Annotated in this window: 12 protein-coding genes and 1 tRNA gene; 8 read left to right on the forward strand and 5 right to left on the reverse strand. The window is 67.5% G+C overall.

The genetic code is table 11. The features are described 5' to 3' along the window. Nucleotides 1-2: 2 nt before the first annotated feature. Complete coding sequence (locus H556_RS0104125) at nucleotides 3-1,619, forward strand: ABC transporter ATP-binding protein (protein WP_024353229.1); 1,617 nt, start codon at nucleotides 3-5, stop codon at nucleotides 1,617-1,619. Next, nucleotides 1,616-2,740 (forward strand): P1 family peptidase, encoded by a 1,125-nt coding sequence (locus H556_RS0104130; protein WP_024353230.1) that lies wholly within the window; start codon nucleotides 1,616-1,618, stop codon nucleotides 2,738-2,740. Before H556_RS0104125 ends, H556_RS0104130 begins: the two co-directional genes overlap by 4 nt. A 42-nt stretch (nucleotides 2,741-2,782) precedes the next feature. On the opposite strand, the gene ggt is transcribed toward H556_RS0104130, so the two are convergent. Beyond that, a complete protein-coding gene (gene ggt, locus H556_RS0104135) occupies nucleotides 2,783-4,531 on the reverse strand; it encodes a gamma-glutamyltransferase (RefSeq protein ID WP_081650872.1) in 1,749 nt (582 codons plus the stop codon). Between the two features lie 371 nt (nucleotides 4,532-4,902). Between ggt and H556_RS0104140 the strand changes: the two genes are divergently transcribed. Together H556_RS0104140 and H556_RS0104145 are read left to right on the forward strand one after the other, a co-directional pair. After that, complete coding sequence (locus H556_RS0104140) at nucleotides 4,903-7,959, forward strand: TonB-dependent receptor plug domain-containing protein (protein ID WP_024353232.1); 3,057 nt, start codon at nucleotides 4,903-4,905, stop codon at nucleotides 7,957-7,959. A 76-nt stretch (nucleotides 7,960-8,035) separates the two neighbouring features. Beyond that, entirely contained in the window at nucleotides 8,036-9,490 is a 1,455-nt protein-coding gene (locus tag H556_RS0104145) for an amidohydrolase (protein ID WP_024353233.1), read from the forward strand. On the opposite strand, the gene H556_RS0104150 is transcribed toward H556_RS0104145, so the two are convergent. Together H556_RS0104150 and H556_RS0104155 are read right to left on the reverse strand one after the other, a co-directional pair. Then, on the reverse strand, nucleotides 9,478-10,860 hold the full coding sequence (locus tag H556_RS0104150) for an amidase (RefSeq protein WP_051130205.1): 1,383 nt from the start codon (nucleotides 10,858-10,860) through the stop codon (nucleotides 9,478-9,480). The genes H556_RS0104145 and H556_RS0104150 overlap by 13 nt on opposite strands. Nucleotides 10,861-11,081: 221 nt before the next feature. Next, nucleotides 11,082-13,331 (reverse strand): S9 family peptidase, encoded by a 2,250-nt coding sequence (locus tag H556_RS0104155; protein ID WP_245559409.1) that lies wholly within the window; start codon nucleotides 13,329-13,331, stop codon nucleotides 11,082-11,084. Between the two features lie 482 nt (nucleotides 13,332-13,813). Here H556_RS0104155 and H556_RS0104160 point away from each other — a divergent pair, with 482 nt between their 5' ends. Continuing rightward, nucleotides 13,814-14,629 carry a ferredoxin--NADP reductase gene (locus tag H556_RS0104160; protein ID WP_024353236.1) on the forward strand — a complete coding sequence of 272 codons (816 nt, stop codon included), beginning with the start codon at nucleotides 13,814-13,816 and terminating at the stop codon, nucleotides 14,627-14,629. Between the two features lie 4 nt (nucleotides 14,630-14,633). Continuing rightward, nucleotides 14,634-14,966 carry a chorismate mutase gene (locus H556_RS0104165; protein WP_024353237.1) on the forward strand — a complete coding sequence of 111 codons (333 nt, stop codon included), beginning with the start codon at nucleotides 14,634-14,636 and terminating at the stop codon, nucleotides 14,964-14,966. Between the two features lie 7 nt (nucleotides 14,967-14,973). Here the strand turns inward: H556_RS0104165 and H556_RS0104170 are convergent, their stop codons facing one another. Together H556_RS0104170 and H556_RS0104175 are read right to left on the reverse strand one after the other, a co-directional pair. Continuing rightward, on the reverse strand, nucleotides 14,974-15,327 hold the full coding sequence (locus H556_RS0104170) for an Hpt domain-containing protein (RefSeq protein WP_024353238.1): 354 nt from the start codon (nucleotides 15,325-15,327) through the stop codon (nucleotides 14,974-14,976). Continuing rightward, entirely contained in the window at nucleotides 15,327-16,742 is a 1,416-nt protein-coding gene (locus H556_RS0104175) for an amino acid permease (protein WP_024353239.1), read from the reverse strand. The genes H556_RS0104170 and H556_RS0104175 overlap by 1 nt, the downstream gene beginning before the upstream one ends. Nucleotides 16,743-16,937: 195 nt before the next feature. Between H556_RS0104175 and H556_RS0104180 the strand changes: the two genes are divergently transcribed. Then, nucleotides 16,938-17,013, forward strand: a tRNA-Lys gene (locus H556_RS0104180). Nucleotides 17,014-17,098: 85 nt separating this feature from the next. After that, nucleotides 17,099-18,313 carry a CaiB/BaiF CoA transferase family protein gene (locus H556_RS0104185; RefSeq protein ID WP_024353240.1) on the forward strand — a complete coding sequence of 405 codons (1,215 nt, stop codon included), beginning with the start codon at nucleotides 17,099-17,101 and terminating at the stop codon, nucleotides 18,311-18,313. Nucleotides 18,314-18,315 lie beyond the last annotated feature (2 nt).

Here is an 18,315-nt window from a genome sequence, read left to right on the forward strand (position 1 = left end):
CCATGACCGTCCTCGACATCCGCGACCTCAGCCTGTCGATCGGTCAGACCCCGATCCTGAAGAACGTGTCGCTGTCCGTCAGCCCCGGCGAAATCCTCGGCCTCGTCGGCGAGAGCGGCTCGGGCAAGTCCATGACCTCGTTGGCCGTGCTGGGCCTGACGCCCCCGCGCGCGACCCTGACCGGCGAGATCCGCCTGAACGGTCAGGTCGTCTCGAACGCCCCCGACGCCGTGATGCAGCAGGTGCGCGGCCGCGACGTGGGCATCATCTTTCAGGAGCCGATGACGGCCCTGAACCCCGTCATGACCATCGGCGATCAGGTCGCCGAGACGGTGCGCCTGCACAAGAAGACCTCGCGCAAGGAGGCCCTCGCCGTCGCCCGCGCCGTGCTGGACCGCGTCGGCCTGCCCGCCGAACGCTTCCCTCTGACCCGTTATCCGCACGAGCTGTCGGGCGGCCAGAGACAGCGCGTCGCCATCGCCATCGCCATCGCCCTGACGCCCAAACTGCTGATCGCGGACGAGGCGACGACGGCGCTGGACGTGACGACACAGGCTCAGGTGCTGGACCTGCTGAGCCGGCTGGTGCGCGAGGACGGCATGGGCCTGATCCTCATCACCCACGATCTCGCCGTCGTGTCCGAAACCGCCGACCGGCTGGCGGTCATGAAGGACGGCGAACTGGTCGAAGAAGCGCCCGTCGACCGCATCCGCACCGGCATGACCCACCCCTATTCCCAGCGCCTGCTGGCCAACGCCACCCACGCCCCGACACGTCGCAGCCGCCCCCAGGCCGACGCCGCCCCCATGCTTCAGGTCGAGGGACTGGTGCGCGAATACGGCGGCGCGCCCGCCCTGTTCGGCAAGTCCAAAGCCTTCCGCGCCGTCGATCAGGTCAGCCTGTCGATCCAGCCCGGCGAGAGCGTCGGCCTCGTCGGCGAAAGCGGCTGCGGCAAGTCCACCCTGCTGCGCGCCATCCTCGCGCTGGAGACGCCGCAGGCGGGCCGCGTGCGGGTCAAGGGCCGCGACATCACCGCCGCGCGCGGCGCCGCACTGAAGGCCATCCGCCGCGACATCCAGGTGGTGTTTCAGGACCCCTACGGCAGCTTCGATCCGCGCTGGAAGGTCAGTGATCTGGTGGCCGAAAACTTCCACCTGCTGGACGCCCGCCCCTCCCCCGTCGAGGCCCGCCGCCGCGTCGATGAAATGCTGGAGCGCGTGGGCCTGAACAGCGCCGCCGCCGACCGTTATCCGCACGAGTTCTCGGGCGGCCAGCGCCAGCGCATCGCCATCGCCCGCGCCCTGATCACCGAGCCCTCGGTCATCTGTCTGGACGAGGCGGTCTCGGCGCTAGACGTCTCGGTGCGGGCGCAGGTGCTGGACCTGCTGGCCGACCTGTCGGACCGGCTGGGCCTGTCCTACCTCTTCGTCACCCACGACCTCAGCGTCGTGCGCACGGTGACGGATCGCCTGCTGGTCATGCAGGCCGGAAAGATCGTCGAACAGGGCGAGACGGCCGCCGTCTTCGCCGCGCCATCGCATCCCTATACGCAGAAACTTCTGGCGGCGACGCCGGATCTGGTCCGCAATCACGCTCTGGAAAAGGAAACCGTCGGATGAACCGCAGAACCGTCCTCGGCTCGGCCCTGATCGGCGCCGCAGCCTCCGCCGCCGGCGCCGCCGGCGCCAAACCGGCGGCCCAGTCCGCCGCCCGCGCGTCCGGCCGCACCGGCCCGCTGAACCTGATCACCGACGTCGAGGGCCTCAAGGTCGGTCAGGCCCATGACGCGGGCGTCCGCACCGGCGTCACCGTCATCCTGGCCGAAAAGCCCGCCACGGCCGCCGTCGACGTGCGCGGCGGCGGCCCCGCCGGGCGCGAGACCGACGTGCTGCGTCCCGAAAATCTGGTGCAGGAGGTGGACGCCATCATCCTGTCGGGCGGCTCGGTCTATGGCCTCGGCTCGGCCGACAGCGTGGCGGCCTGGATGGGGATGCGCGGGCGCGGCTATGGCATGGGCGGGGCGCCGGGCGTGCCGCCCTCGCCCATCATTCCGACTGCCTGCCTTTATGATCTGGCCAATGGCGGGAACAAGCAGTGGGAAATGGAGCCGCCCTATCGCCGCCTGTCGGTTCAGGCGCTGGAGGCCGCGGGCGACCGCTTCGACCTCGGCACGGCGGGGGCGGGCTATGGCGCCGAAGCCGGCGCGCTGAAGGGGGGCATCGGCTCGGCCTCGGCCGTCATGGCCTCGGGCTGGACGGTCGGCGCCATCGTGGCGGTCAACAGCGTCGGATCGGTCGTCGCGCCGGGCGGCAAGAGCTTCTGGGCCGCCCCCTATGAAATCGGCGACGAATTCGGCGGCCTCGGCTCGTCCGGCCTGCACGCCTCGGCCGAGGACTGGGGCCTGTCCAAGTTCCGCCCTCAACCGCGCGAGAACACCACCATCGCCTGCATCGCCACCGACGTGGCCCTGACCCGCGTTGAGCTTCAGCGCGTGGCCATCATGGCGCAGGACGGCATGGCTCGCGCCATCCGCCCGGCCCATGCGCCCTTCGACGGCGACACCCTGTTCAGCCTGTCGACCGGCAAGAAGATCATCGAGGACCCCGCCGCCCGCCAGGTCGCGGTGGCGCAACTGGGCAACGTCGCCGCCGATGTGCTGGCCCGCGCCGTGGCGCGCGGCGTCTATCACGCCACCAACTATGACGGCGTCACCGGCAGGACCTGGCGCGAGATGGCCTGACCCCCTCCCGCCGGGAGAGGGTCTCGATCAGCCGTCGCCGATTTAGCGGACGCCCAGCGCCAGGGCGTCCGGACGGCGGGTGTCGGCGGCGCCCAGGAAGCGGTCGCCGTCGACCAGAATCGACTGGGTGCTGCCCATCGTCATCGACGGACGCACCGTGTGGCCGCGCTCGCGCAACAGCCGCTCCACGTCGGGCGAGAAGCCGCCTTCCAGCTCCAGCGGGCTGTCGCCGCCGCCCTGATTCAGGCGCGGCCGCATGGCGGCCTCGGCCACGTTCAACTGGTGGTCGATGACGTTGGAGACCAGTTGCACCATCGTAGCGATGATATAGCCGCCGCCCGGCGTGCCGGTGACCAGCCACGGCTTGTCGTCCTTGAACACGATCATCGGCGTGATGGTCGAGCCCAGACGCTTGCCCGGCGCGGGCGAGTTCGGCTGCCCCTGCGTGCCCCAGTAGAAGTTGTCCAGGTGGTTGTTCAGCAGGATGCCCGTGCCGACCGGCGCGACGTGGGCGCCGTAGGAATTCGACAACGTATAGGTGTTCGACACCGCATTGCCGTAGGCGTCGGCCACCGAATAGTGCGTCGTGTCCTTGCTCTCGAACGGATAGGGATTGCCTTCCGGCACGTCCTCGGCCTTCAGCGTCTTGTCCAGCGAGATCAGTTTGACGCGCTCGGCGGCGAATTCCTTGCTCGCCAGGCCCTTGGCCGGGGTCGTCCACTGCGGCGCCCCGCCGATCAGGTTGCGGTCGGACGAGGTGATCTTCATCGCCTCGGAGATCAGGTGCAGGCTGTCGACGCTGCCCCATCCCATCGCGCGCAGGTCGAAATGCTCCAGCAGGTTCAGCGCCTCGGCGACGCTGACGCCCGAGGCCGTCGGCGGCATGAAGGAGATGCGGTGGCCGCGATAGCTGCCCCAGATCGGCTCTGACACGTCGGCGCGATAGGCCGCCATGTCTTCCATCGTGATGACGCCGCCATGCGCCTGAATCCCGGCCACGATCTGACGCGCCAGTTCGCCCTTGTAGAACTCGTCCGCGCCGCCGCGCGCCAGTTTGCGCAGGCTCTCGGCCAGCAGGGGCTGACGGAAGACCTCCCCCGCCCGATAGACTGAACCGTCGGCCTTCAGATAGGCCTCGCGCGCGCCCGGATCGGTCACCAGAACGCGAGCGCGGCCGCCCGTGGCGTCGGCCTCGCCGTCGGACAGGACATAGCCTTCCTCCGCCAGGGCTATGGCCGGAGCCACCAGATCCGCCCACGGCATGGAGCCGAAACGCTGGTGCGCTTCCCACAGTCCCATGACGGTGCCCGGCACCGCCACATTGCGGAAGCCCGACGGCTTGGAGCGGTCGAACCGGCCGTCCGGTCCCAGCAGCAGGTCAGGCGTCGTCGCCGCCGGGGCCGTGCCGTAATAGTTGATGGCGATGTCCTGGGCCGGACGATCCTTCGTGGCCGCCATATGCACGACCATATAGCCTGAGCCACCGATGTTGCCTGCGCGCGGCAGGGTCACCGCCTCGGCGAAAGCCACGGCGATGGCCGAGTCCACGGCGTTGCCGCCCTGGCGCAGGATGTCGACGCCGACGCGGGTCGCCGGGTCGCTCTGGCTGACCACCATGCCGCCGCGTCCCACGACAGGGCTGTGAATCTGGCCGTAGTTGACGATGTCGCCGCCGCTGCCGGTGGTCGGCCGAACCTGGACCGCCGCCTCCTGGGCCATCCCCGGCGCAGCCAGCAACATCAGGGCCGCCGCCGAAACAGCCGTCGCCGACTTCATCAAACCCAAACGCATACAGAAATCCCCGCCGCAAGCCCGTGCGTCGCGAAAGGCTGAAGCGCCCGCCACGCTTTCCCGCAGGACAATATTATCAAGAACCATAGCGATAGCATTGCTCAAAACAGTAGTTCAAGGACGAGCTTGAGTGATTATCGCGCTCATTATTTGGGATATCAGCAATATTTTTTCAGCTAAGGTTGACGCGCCGCAGTGTGGCCGCTTCAAGTCCGGACTGAGGCGAACTCTCCGCGCCGCGCCAGGTTTTTCGATTCGTCGGGGCGGCGCGCGCGGGAGTCGGCCTCATTCGACAAACAGATCAGTCAGCGATGCGACGCCTGCTTCAGACAGGAGCGCAGAACGATGACCACAACGGGGATGACTATTTCATGAGCACTGTCTTGGCGCGCCGCACCATGCGAACGGCCCTGCTGGCCACCACGGCCTTGTTCGGCGCAACCGCCGCCTTCGCCCAGGAGGCGCAGGACGAGGTCACTCAGGTCGACGAGATCGTCGTCGTCGGCTCGCAGATCCGCGGCTCCAAAGTGACGGCCGCCCTGCCGGTGACCGTCGTCAGCGAAGACGACATCGTCGCCGCCGCTCCGGCATCGGGCGACGACCTGTTCCGCTCCATCCCGCAAATGGGCGATGTGACCTTCAACTCGTCCTACCTGCCCTACACCTCGAACGCGGCGCGCGGCGACACCGGCTCGGTGAACCTGCGCAGCCTGGGCATCGGCAACACCCTGGTGCTGCTGAACGGCCGTCGCGTCGTCGGCCACCCGACGTCACAGGCCAATGAGCATCTGGTGCCGGTCCTGACCTACAACACCAACGCCATTCCGGTGTCGGGCCTGAAGCGCATGGAAGTCCTGCGCGACGGCGCCGCCGCCATCTACGGCGCCGACGCCGTGGCGGGCGTGGTCAACACTGTCCTGCGCGACGACATGGACGGCCTGACCATCTCGACCCAGTACGGCGGCGCCGAAGGCACCGGCATGCGCGAGCTGAACCTGTCGATCTATGGCGGCAAGGACATTCAGGACGGTCGCGGCAACATCTCGGCCTTCTTCAACTACGACCACCGCGACGAGCTGAACACGCTCGATCAGGACTACACCGCCTCCAACGACCTGACGTCGCTGTTCGCCGGCACGGGTTTTGAGAACAACAGCAGCCTGATCGGCACCTCGCCGCTGACGCCCTGGGGCCGCTTCACCGTCAACGGCTCCGGCGCGACGATCAACGGCAGGGCCTACAGCGCCTTCACCGTCCTGCCCGGAACGCACAACGACTGCGTCACCGCCATCGGCGACGGCCTGTGCGTCATGAGCGGCGCCAACCTGCCGTCGGACCTTAACGCCGACATGGCCAAGCTGGGCCTGACGGTCATGCCCGAGGTTGACCGTTTCAACCTCTTCGTCACCGGCAAATACCAGATCAACGACGCCGTCGAGGCCTTCGGCGAGCTGGGCGGCTACTATGCCGAATCCCAAGCCTGGCAGGAGCCGATCGCAACGGCCTCGGCTGTGCCCTTCATCATCCCCGGCACGAACTACTACAACCCGCTGGACGGCAATCAGAACCTGACCCTGACCGGCTATCGGTTCATGGACATGGGCCCGATCAGCGTCAATGTGGTCAACAAGCAGTACCGCATCCTGGGCGGCCTGCGCGGCGACTGGAACGGCTGGAACTGGGAAACCGCCCTGACCTGGTCGGAAGCTTCGGCCAAGGACGTGTCGGACAACATTTCCGCCACCAAGCTGCAGGAGTGGGCCGCCAAGTCGACCCCGGACGCCTACAACTTCTTCAACGGCGGCTCGCTGACCAACCCCACGGTCGGTGACGACACCCTGTCGAACCAGGCGGCCCTGGACGGCATCCGCGTGGACATGGTCCGCAAGACCAAGACCGAACTGGGCATGTGGGACTTCCGCATCTCGCGTCCGGACGTCTATCAGCTGCCCGCCGGTCCCGTCGGCGTCGCCGCCGGCATCGAGCTGCGCACCGAGACCCAGCTGGACGACCGCGACAGCCGCGTCGACGGCACGATCCGCTTCACCAACCTGCTGGGCGTCCAGTCTTCGGACCTGATCAACCAGTCGGAGAACCCGGACACCTACGGCGAACGCGACGTCTTCTCGGCCTATGTCGAGCTCGCCGCCCCGCTGATCTCGCCGGAAATGGGCGTGCCGCTGGTCCACAACCTGGAAGTCCAGCTCGCCGGTCGCTTCGAGGAGTATTCGGACTTCGGTTCGGTCGCCAAGCCCAAGTTCGCTGCGGCCTGGGACATCGTCGACGGCTTCCGTATCCGCGGCTCGTGGGCGCAAGGCTTCCGCGCTCCGAACCTGGAGCAGATGAACGCCACCGTCATCACCCGCTCGAACAACAGCAACGACTGGATTTATTGCGAGGCCCTGCGCGTTCAGGGCGGCCTCAAGACCGCCACGGGCGCGATCGACAACACCCTGCGCGGCTGCGGCGCCTCGATGAGCTCCAGGGTCGCGGACGAGTTCAAGGCGAACTTCAGCCAGACCCACGCCCGCAAGTCGACGCAGGAGCGCCGCTCGGGCAACCCGGACTTGGCCCCGGAAGAGTCCGAAACCGTCTCGCTGGGCTTCGTCATCCAGCCGCGCTTCATCCCGGCTGAGTTCGGCGACTTCACCTTCACCGCTGACTGGTGGCAGGTGAAGCAGGAAGGCATGGTTGGCCTGTTCCGCGGTCAGAACGCTCTGACGCTGGACTACCTGCTGCGCAAGCAGGGCTCGTTCAACGAGAACGTCGTCCGCGCCGATCCGACCGCCGCCGACATCGCCCTCTTCGCAGGCTCGGGCCTCGAGGCGGCGGGCGAAGTTCTCTACATCAAGGACGCCTATACCAACCAGCAGCCCCAGACGGTCGAGGGCCTGGACCTGGGCGTGATGTGGCGTCTGCGCGGCACCCAGTACGGCGACTTCAACGTCAACCTGAACGTCTCGCACCTGATCAAATACTATCTGGACATGGCGCCGGACACCAAGATGCTGGCCGACGCCCAGGCTTCGGGTCAGCTGGACGAGGCTATCTTCCTGTCGGGTTCGTTCGGCGACATGATCGCCGACTTCGGTCGCCCGGAATGGAAGTGGTCGCTGTCGGCGACGTGGCGCAAAGACGACTGGACGGTCGGCGCCTTCACCCAGTACATCTCGTCGCTGTATGACGACGGCCTGACCAACTCGGCGGGCGATTACTGGACGGTGGACTCCACCATCACCGCTAACCTCTATGCGGAATACGCCTTCGACGGTTCGCGCTTCAGCGAGGCGCTGGCCGACTCGGCCGTTCGCGTCGGCGTGCGCAACATCACCGACGAACAGCCCCCGCTGGCCAGCGGCGGTTATGTCGGCACGGTGTACCAGCCCTACGGGCGCTACTGGTACGCCAGCTTCCGCAAGTCCTTCTGATCAGTCTCTGACTGATTTCGGGGCGGTTGGCGGCGACGCCTTCCGCCCCTTCTTCTTTCCTGTTCCCGGAGTTCCCATGAAGCCCGTTTCGATGCGCGTCCTCGCCCTAGCCGCCGCGATGACCAGCCTGCCTCTGGCCCCCGCCGTCGCCGCTGAACTGTCGCCGCAGGCCAGAGCCCAGATCACCTCCACCGTCGATCGCAACCAGGCCGCCCTGGACCACGCCGCGCTGGAGATCTGGAAGTTCGCCGAGCTGGGCTATCAGGAGACCCAGAGCACCGCCCTGCTGCAGGATCAGTTGCGCGACGCGGGCTTCGCCATCACCGCCGGCATCGCCAATGAGCCGACCGCCTTCCTGGCCAGCTTCAAGAACGGCGCAGGTCCGGTGATCGCCGTCCTGGCCGAATACGACGCCCTGCCCGGTCTGTCGCAGACCCTCAGCCCGATCCAGGAATCCGCAGGCGGCCATGCGGGCCACGGCTGCGGCCATAACCTGTTCGGCGCCGCCTCGATCCACGCCGCCATCGCGGTCAAGGACTGGATGGTCGCCAACAACATCAAGGGCGAACTGCGCGTCTACGGCACCCCGGCCGAAGAAGGCGGCTCTGGCAAGGTCTATATGGTCCGCGACGGCCTGTTCGACGACGTCGACGTGTCGCTGCACTGGCACCCCGGCAATGTGAACTCGGCCCGTCAGGGCGACACGATGGCCAACGTCTCGGGCAAGTTCCGCTTCTACGGCACGGCGTCCCACGCCGCCGCCGCGCCCGACAAGGGCCGCTCGGCGCTCGATGGGGTCGAGGCCCTGAACTACATGGTCAACATGATGCGCGAGCACGTGCCGGACCGCACCCGCATCCACTACGCCATCACCGACGGCGGCAAGGCGCCCAACGTCGTCCCGGCCTATGCCGAGGCCTATTACTACGTGCGCCACAACAACCCCGAGATCGTCCGCGACGTGCTGGAGCGGGTGAAGCTGGCGGCTGACGGCGCCGCCCTGGGCACCGGCACCCGCGTCGAGTTCGAGGCCATCGGCGGCGTCTATTCCATGCTGCCCAATCAGGCCCTGATGACGGTCATGGACCGCAACCTGCGCCATGTCGGCGGCATCACCTGGACGGCAGAGGAAACCGCCCTGGCGACCGAAATCCAGAAGACCCTGACCTCCAAGCCGGACCTGGCCAGCGTCGGTCAGATCGAGGACGCCGTGATCGGGGGCGACTTCGGCGGCTCCACCGACGTGTCGGACGTGTCGTGGGTCACGCCGACGGTCGGCCTGTCGACGGCGACCTTCGTGCCGGGTTCGGCCGGTCACTCCTGGCAGAACGTGGTGGCGGCGGGCACGACCATCGGCCTGAAGGGCGCCCATCTGGCCGCCAAGACCCTGGCCCTGACCACGGCCGAGCTGTTCCAGAGCCCGGACACCATCGCCGCCGCCAAGGCCGAGTTCGAACAGCGTCGCGGCCCGAACTTCGAATACCGCGCCCTGCTGGGCGACCGCGCCCCGGCGCTGAACTACCGCGACTGATCCGGCTCGGCCGCCGTCCCCGCGGGCGGCGGCCGACGCTCCCGCGTCGCCTGTTCATAGGCATGGCCCAGAGACAGGATGCGGGCGTCGTCCCACTTGCCGCCAATGAAGCTGAGGCCGATCGGCATCCCCCGATCAAACCCCATCGGCACCGTCAGGTGCGGATAGCCCGCCACGGCCGCCAGCCGGCTGGCGGAGCCCTGCGACCGATCATCGTCGTTGGGATCATTGGTCCAGGCCCGCGACGTGGTCGGGGCGATCAGAGCGACCACGCCGTGCTCGCGCATCATGCGGTCGATTCCATCCGGCCCCGCCGCCTGGAAGGCCTTGGCCCGCACCTCGAGATAGGTTGGGTCGTCCAGGCCCGCGGTCGCTTCGGCCATCTCGAAGAACTCCTGTCCGAACAGTTCCGTCTCGCGCGGTTCGGCGGCGTTGAAGGCGATCACCTCGGCCAGGGTGCGCGTCCTGACCTGGGCCGGGTCGGTCGAGGCCAGATAGGCGTTCAGGCCGTGCTTCAGCTCGGTCAGCATGCCGGTCAGTTCCCAGCCGCCGATGGCCTGCATATTAGGCCCCTCGCCGATCTCGACCACCTCGGCGCCTGCGGCCTGCAGAGCCTCCACGGCCCGGTCGAACTCCACGCGCGCCTCGGTCGAGTAGGCGGGCAAGAGGAAGCCCATGACCCCGAGCCGCGCGCCGCGCAGGCTGCCAGCGTCCAGGGCCGCGCGATAGTCGACCTTTCGCGCATCCGCCTCGGCCGTCGCCGGATCCTCGAGATCGGACCCGGCCATGACGGTCAGGACGATGGCCGCGTCCTCCACCGTCGTGGCGAAGGGGCCCGGCGTGTCCTGGGAATGGCTGATGGGGATGACGTGGGTGCGGCTGACCAGGCCCACCGTCGGCTTGAAGCCGACCACGCCGTTGACCGAGGCCGGGCAGACGATGGAGCCGTCTGTCTCGGTGCCGATGGCTACCGGCGCCAGGCCGATGGCGACCGCCACGGCGCTGCCTGAGGACGAGCCGCACGGCGTCCGCTCCGGATCATAGGGATTGCGCGTCTGGCCGCCGACGGCGCTCCAACCGCTGATGGACCGCGACGAACGGATGTTGGCCCATTCCGACAGATTGGCCTTGCCCAGGATGACGGCGCCGGCCTCCCGCAACCGCGCCACGATGGGAGCGTCGCGGCCGGGCGCATTATCGGCCAGGGCCAGCGAGCCGGCCGTGGTCGGCATGTCGCGCGTCTCGATGTTGTCCTTGAGCAGGACCAGCACGCCCTGCATTTGAGCGTCGTTTCCGTCTCGCATCCTCATGACTTCTGGCGATGACCATCGGAGCACGCTTCGATAGCGCTCATCCATTGTCTGCAGCATTCCGACGAACGACGCCGCAGAGGTCGCCCTCTCTCGGCAGACCTCGACGTCTGCTCCATCCGGAATGGGGCGTCCGCGCGCGGCGGCGGCGCGACGAATTTCAGCTTGCTCGGCAGGAGCCATCTGGCTGAGCAATCGGCAGCCCGAATGGGTTGACGTCGCCTGTGCGGCTGCCGGGGTTACAACCCCGCAATAGAGAGCTCCGGCAGCCGCCGCCGCGATCAATCGGCCTTTACGGGCGCCCGCGTGCCGATCGTGCGGTCCAGGAAGTCGAGGTAGGTGCGCCATAGGTGAAGCTGCCTGTCGTTGCCGCGCACGCCGTGGCGCTGGCCCGGATAGAGCATGGTCTCGAACGGAATGCTCTTTTCCTGCAGCGCGTTCAGCACCCGCGTGGTGTTCTCGAAGATGACGTTGTCGTCGGCCATGCCGTGCAGCAGCAGCAGACGCCCGGTCAGGTTGTCCAGACGGCCCAGCACGTCCGAAGCGGCGTAGCCCTCCACATTGCCCTGCGGCGTCGACATATAGCGCTCGGTATAGGCCGTGTCGTACAGGCTCCACTCCGTCGGCGGCGCCCCCGCCAGCGCCGCCGCCAGCCCCATCTTGGGCTCCGTCAGCGCCATCAGGCTCATGAACCCGCCGTAGGACCAGCCCATCATGGCGATGCGGCTATCGTCGACGTAGGGCAGCGAGCGCAGATAGTCGGCGCCGATGACCTGATCCTCAATCTCGGGCTGGCCCATCTTCAGATAGAGGGCCTGTTTGAAGGCGGCCGAACGGTCGCCTTCGCCCCGGTTGTCCAGACGGAAGACGATATAGCCTGCTTCAGTGAGCAACTGGTTCGTCGCCCCCTGCCAGGCGTTCTTCACCCCGCCCGCCGACGGGCCGCCATAGACCTGCATCACCACCGGATACTGCTTGGCCGGATCGAAGCCCGGCGGCGTGGTCATCTGCCAGACCAGCGTCTCGCCGTGGCTTTGCAGCGTGCCGAAGGTCGGCTTCTGCTGGCGCTCCGCATAGGGCCAGAAGGGGTGGCCCGGCTGGAGTTTGTTCTCTTCGATCCAGCGCACGCGCTGGCCGTTGATCGAATACAGGGCCGACTGCGCCGGGGTGTTCACGTCGCTGTAGTTGCCGACATAGCCCGTGCCCGTGCCGTTGACCGTGGCGCTCCACCAGCCGCCGCGCGGCGTGACCTCAGTGGGGTTCAGCGTCCGCTTGTAGCTGGCGCGGAACAGCTGCTGCTCGATCGGATATTCCCTGCCGTCGCGCATGGAGGCGGTGAAGAAGGCCTCGCCCGTCTCCTGATTGACGCCCGCCAGCGACTTGACCGGATAGTCGCCACGCGTGATCGCGCGCAGGCGGCGTCCGTCCTTGGCGTAGAGGTACAGGTGACGCCACCCGCTCTCCTCGCTGGACCAGATGAAGGTACCGTCCTTCAGCGCCTTGAAGTCATGGGTGACATTGACCCAGGCGTTCGAGGTCTGGCTGGCGATCACGCGGCTGGCGCCCGTGGCCGGATCGACGCTGAGCAGGTCCAGCCGCTTCTGGTCCCGCGACAGGCGCTGGACATAGGCGACCGAGCCGTCCGCCGCCCAGTTGACCCGGCCCAGGTAGATGTCGGTATCGGCGCCCAGATCGACCTTGACCCGCTGGCCGCTCTGCACGTCCTGCACATAGAGCTCGACCACGGCGTTGGGCCGCCCGGCGCGGGGGTAGCGTTGCTGAGCCACCGAGGCGCCGCCGCCGGTGATGTCCAGACGCGGAATGACGTCGACGGTGCTCTCGTCCGTGCGCTGCAGGGCGATGTAGCGCTCGTCCGGGCTCCACCAGTAACCGGTGTCGCGATCCAGTTCTTCCTGGGCGATGAACTCGGCCGTGGCCCAGGTGATCAGGTCCTTGCCGTCCGTAGTGATCGCCTGTTCGGCGCCCGTCTCAAGGTTGATCAGGAACAGGTTCTGATCGCGCACGAAGCTGACGAAGGCGCCCTTGGGCGAGACCTTGGCGTCGATCTCGTCGGCCGCCGTCTCCGTCAGACGCCGCACGGAGCCGTCGGCTCGGTTGGCCAGGAAGACGTCGCCTTCCAGCGGCGCCAGGATGTAGCGGCCCTGTTCGTCCCACGAGTATTCGACTACGCCGCGCTGGGAAATCCGCATCCGCTCGCGCCGCGCCTTCTCGGCCTCGGACAGTTCGCCCGCATCGGGGACCAGGGCGCGGGCGTCGATCAGCTTGAACGGCTCGCCGCCCTTCACCGGCGCGGCCCAGAGGTCCAGCACGTCCACATCATCCTCGCGCGAGCGCAGGAAGGCGACCAGTTCGCCGTCAGGCGACAGGCTGACGCCCCGCGCCACCGGCCCGGCCAGCGACGGATTGGCGAACACCCGCTCGACCGTCAGGATCGAGGACGCCGGCGCCGTGGCGGCGGGCGGCGTCGTGGGCTGCGGCGTGGATTGGGCGAAGGCCGAGCTCGCAGCCATCAGGATCGTCGAAGCAAGGAGAAAAGTGCGCATGGCGGCGAAGCTAGAGCCGGAATCCTCCGTCGTCATCCCTTCTTTCGCCCGCCCCCTGTTCATGGCGGAAGGAGGCTCGCCCCGATCAGCCAGCCTGCCCTGCCGCCCATGCTAGACTGCGCTCCGACACGAGAGACACAACCGCCCGTTGCTGGGGATTTCAGACGATTCAGACGAATTGGACTCTCTTTTTCTTCCTTCTCCCCTTGAGGGAGAAGGTGGCCCGTCAGGGTCGGATGAGGGGTGTCGGCGCGAGGCCTGCCTCGAAGTCGCCCGCCTGCTTCCTCGCACCTCTCATCCGTCAGGCTCCGCCTGCCACCTTCTCCCACAAGGGGAGAAGGGTCTTTATGCCTCCCGTTACCCGCTGCTTGAGCGCCTTCTCCTTTAAGAGGCGGAAGGATCGCCGCAGCACTCTTTCGCAATCGCGCGCGACCGCCTAGGTAGTCGCCATGTCTGACGCCTCCCTCGCCGCGCCGCCCGTCAAGGCCAGTCCGTTCCATGAGTTGGAAGTCCTTTGGGTCCGCCACTGGAACGACCAGCTGTTCAGCTTCGGCGTGAAACGGCCCGAGGATTTCCGCTTCCGCTCGGGCGAGTTCGTGATGATCGGCCTGCCCGGCGAGGACGGCGGCAAGCCCATCCTGCGCGCCTATTCGATAGCGTCGCCCTTCTGGGCCGAGGAGCTGGAGTTCTTCTCCATCAAGGTCCAAGACGGCGCCCTGACCTCGCGCCTGCAGAAGATCGTCGCGGGCGACAGCGTCCTGATGGGCAAGAAGCCGACCGGCACCCTGGTGCTGGACGCCCTGACCGGCGGCGAGCGTCTGTGGCTGATCGGCACCGGCACGGGCCTGGCGCCCTGGCTGTCGGTGGCGCGCGATCCGGAAACCTATTCGCGCTTCAAGCAGGTCATCGTCTGCCACACGGTGCGCAACGTCGCCGACCTGGCCTATCGCGACTTCTTCAGCCACGAGATCCACGACGACCCGCTGATCGGCGATGAGGCCAAGGCCCAGCTGACCTATTATCCGACGGTGACGCGCGAACGGTTCGAGACGCCGGGCCGCATCACCGACCGCATCAAGTCGGGCGATCTGTTCGCCGACCTGCAACTGCCCATCGGCTTTTCGCCCAACAGCGACCGCGTCATGCTGTGCGGCTCGATGGCCATGATCAAGGAGACCGGCGAACTGCTGGAATCCTACGGCCTGAAAGAAGGCTCGAACGCCGAACCCGGCGACTATGTTCTGGAGCGCGCCTTTGTCGGCTGACCTGATGACCTCTCCCCGCACCGTCGCCATTGACGAGCGCAAGGCCCCTGAAGATTGCGTCACCATGGTCGATGTGCGTCAGGGGGTGGATGCGCTGGACCGCGCTCTGGTGACCCTGCTGGCCGAGCGTCAGCGCTATATGGACGCCGCCGCCCGCATCAAGCCGAACCGCGACGCCGTCTTCGATCAGGCCCGCATCGACGACGTGGTGGCCAAGGTGCTGAAGGCGGCCGAACCCGCCGGCCTGTCGCCCGACATCGCCGAGCCGGTCTGGCGCCTGCTCATCGACCGCTGCATCGCCCACGAGTTCGGAACCTGGGACCAGACGCGGGCCTAGCCTCGCTTCAGCCCTTCAGGCTCCTGAGCGCCAGTTCATGGCGATAGGCCGCGACGTCGGCCAGGGCCGCGTCCAGCGCCGTCTTCACGCGCTCCAAACCGGCAGGCGCGGCGGATTGCTCGCCGAACTCCACCTCTTCACAGACCTGGGCCAGGGCCTTGGCCCCGATGCCCGCCCCGGCGCCGCGGATGGTGTGAACGGCGTCGCGCCAGCCTTCGCTGGACGCATCCAGAAGGGCCGACCACATGCGGGCCTGTTCGGCGAACAGGCCCAGCACTTCTTCCGTCACCTCATCCATGCCGCCAGTCATGGCTTCGAGGACGGTGAAATCCACCGCCCCCGACAGGTCGCGCCTGGCCATTAACCCTCGGCCTCTTCGCCTTTAGCCAGGCGCGAGTTACGCGACGACCAGAGCAGATAGACGGCCAGACCGAACAGGTTCCACAGCAGGAAATACAGCTGCGTCGAACTCTTCAGGCTGAAGAAGAAGACGATGCAGCCGACGATAGCCACCCCGCCGACCAGCTGCCACAGCGGCGCCTTGAACTTGCGCTCGCGGTTCGGCTCACGCACGCGCAGCACGATCAGGCTGATCCCCACGGCCATGAAGGCCATCAGGGTGCCGGCGTTGGCCAGCGACGCCAGTTCGTCCAGACGCATGATGCCCGCCAGGAAGGCGACGACGATAGCGGTGAAGATCGTCACCACGGTCGGCACGCCGCGATTGGAGATCTTGGCCAGGCGATTGGGCAGCAGGCCGTCGCGGGCCATGCCCAGGAAGATGCGGCTCTGGCCGAACAGGAAGGCCAGCAGGACGGTCGGCAAGGCGACGACGGCAGCGGCGGCGATCCATTGTGCAGCGACGCCCTGACCCAGACCGCGCATGATATGGGCCAGCGGTTCGGGGCTGTCGGCGAAGCTGGACACCGGCGCGGCGCCGATCGCAGCCGCGGCGACGGCGATGTACAGGATGGTGCAGACCACCATCGAACCGACGATGCCGATGGCCAGATCGCGCTCGGGCTTCTTGGTCTCTTCGGCCGCCGTAGCGATGGCGTCGAAGCCGTAGAAGGCGAAGAAGATGATGGCGGCCGCCGCCATGACACCCGTCTGAACGAAGGGCGCCCCGAAGCCGTGCGGCATGAAGGGGGTGAAGTTCGCCGCATCGAACTTCGGCAGGGCGATCGCCACGAAAGCCACCAGGGCGGCGATCTTGATGACCACCAGCACCGCGTTCAGCGTCGCGCTCTCGCGCGTGCCCATCAACAGCAGGCCGGTGACGATGCCGATGATGAACACCGCCGGCAGGTTGATCAGCCCGCCTTCGACGTGCGGCCCGACGGTCAGGGCGAACGGAAGGTCGATTCCCAGCCCGGCCAGGAAGGGCGCCGCATAGCCCGACCAGCCGACAGCCACGGCCGACACCACGAGGGAGTATTCAAGGATCAGGCTCCAGCCCACGACCCAGGCGAAGATCTCGCCCAGGGCGGCGTAGGAGTAGGTATAGGCGCTGCCCGAGGCGGGCATGATCGTCGACAGCTCGGCATAGGCCAGGGCGGCGCAGGCGCACACCAGACCGGCCAGGGCGAAGCTGATCAACACGGCCGGACCCGCCAGCCCCGCTCCGACCCCGATCAGGGTCAGGATGCCGGTGCCGACGATGGCGCCGACGCCCAGCGCCATAAGGTGCGGCCAACTCAGGGTCTTTTTGAGCCCCGGCCCCGAGCTCGGAGCCAACATCGCGTCGATCGAGCGCCGACGGTTCCAGAACGCCATAATCTTTACTCCCCCTCGCCGCGTCTTTCGGCGGCTGATTCAAGGCGCGACCTTAGCGCGCGTTGCAATCATGATAAAAGACGCATTTGGCGCTTGCACCGCATGATCGCTGCGAGTAATAGGAGCGCCCTTCGCCGAGGTTGTTCACACCACAGCGAAGGACCGGCGCCACACCAAGGGCGCAGACGACGGTACGGGTGATTAGCTCAGTTGGTAGAGCAGCTGACTCTTAATCAGCGGGTCCACAGTTCGAACCTGTGATCACCCACCATCGTCTCTTTATTCCTTCATCACAGAAGACAGCCGCCGAGGCGGCAGGCCATTCGACCGCCGCCGGTTTCTGTTAGAAGTCGCGCATGTCCGACGCCGTCTCGATTCCCGCCCCCGCCCCTTCTGCCTGCGGCCCGCTTCACGGCGTGCGGGTTCTGGACCTGTCGCGGGTGCTGGCGGGGCCTTGGGCGACGCAGACCCTGGCCGATCTTGGGGCCGAGGTCATCAAGATCGAACGGCCGGGCGCCGGCGACGACACCCGCCATTGGGGCCCGCCCTTCACCACCACGGCCGACGGCGCGCCCGGCGACGCCGCCTATTTCCTGTGCGCCAACCGGGGCAAGAAGTCGGTCGAACTGGACATCGCCAGCCCGGAAGGCGCCGAGGCCGTGCGCCGTCTGGCCGCGACCTGCGACGTGGTGGTCGAGAACTTCAAGACCGGCGGGCTGAAGAAGTACGGCCTCGACTACGCCGCGCTGGCGGCGGTCAATCCGAGGCTGGTCTACTGCTCGATCACCGGCTTCGGCCAGGACGGGCCGGACGCGCACCGGGCGGGCTATGACTACATGATCCAGGCCATGGGCGGGCTGATGTCGATCACCGGCCAGCCCGACGGCGCGCCGGGCGCCGAGCCGATGAAGGTCGGGGTGGCGGTCGTTGACCTGTTCACCGGCCTGTACGCCTCCAACGCCATCCTTGCGGCCCTGTGGCACGCCCGCGCGACCGGCGAGGGCCAGCACGTCGACATCGCCCTGTTCGACGTTCAGGCCGCCATGCTGGCCAATCAGGCGACCAACTGGTTCGTGTCCGGCAAGGCGCCGACGCGGATGGGCAACGCCCACCCCAATCTGGCCCCCTATCAGCCCTTCGCCTGTTCCGACGGGATGGTGATCATCGCCGTGGGCAACGACGGCCAGTTCCGCGCCCTATGCGGCGCCCTGGGGCTGGAGGTCGAGGACCGCTTCGCCACCAACGCCCTGCGGGTCGCTGAGCGCGAGGCGCTGGGTCCGCTGATCGCGACGAAGACGGCCGGCTTCACCATGCAGGGGCTGATGCAGGCGCTGGAGGCGGCGGGCGTGCCTTGCGGCCCCGTCAACACCATCGATCAGGTGTTCGCCGAGCCTCAGGCCATCCATCGCGGCCTGACGGTCGAACAGACCCGGCCCGATCTGGCCGATCCGATCCGCACGGTCGCCTCGCCCATCCGCCTGTCGAAGACGCCGGTGCGATACGACGCCCCGCCGCCGAAGCTGGGGCAGGATACGCAAGATGTGCTGGGGGCGTTGAAGACGGAGGGATGAGC

The organism is Brevundimonas naejangsanensis DSM 23858, from assembly GCF_000421705.1.
In the GTDB taxonomy this organism is placed as follows: Bacteria; Pseudomonadota; Alphaproteobacteria; order Caulobacterales; family Caulobacteraceae; genus Brevundimonas; species Brevundimonas naejangsanensis.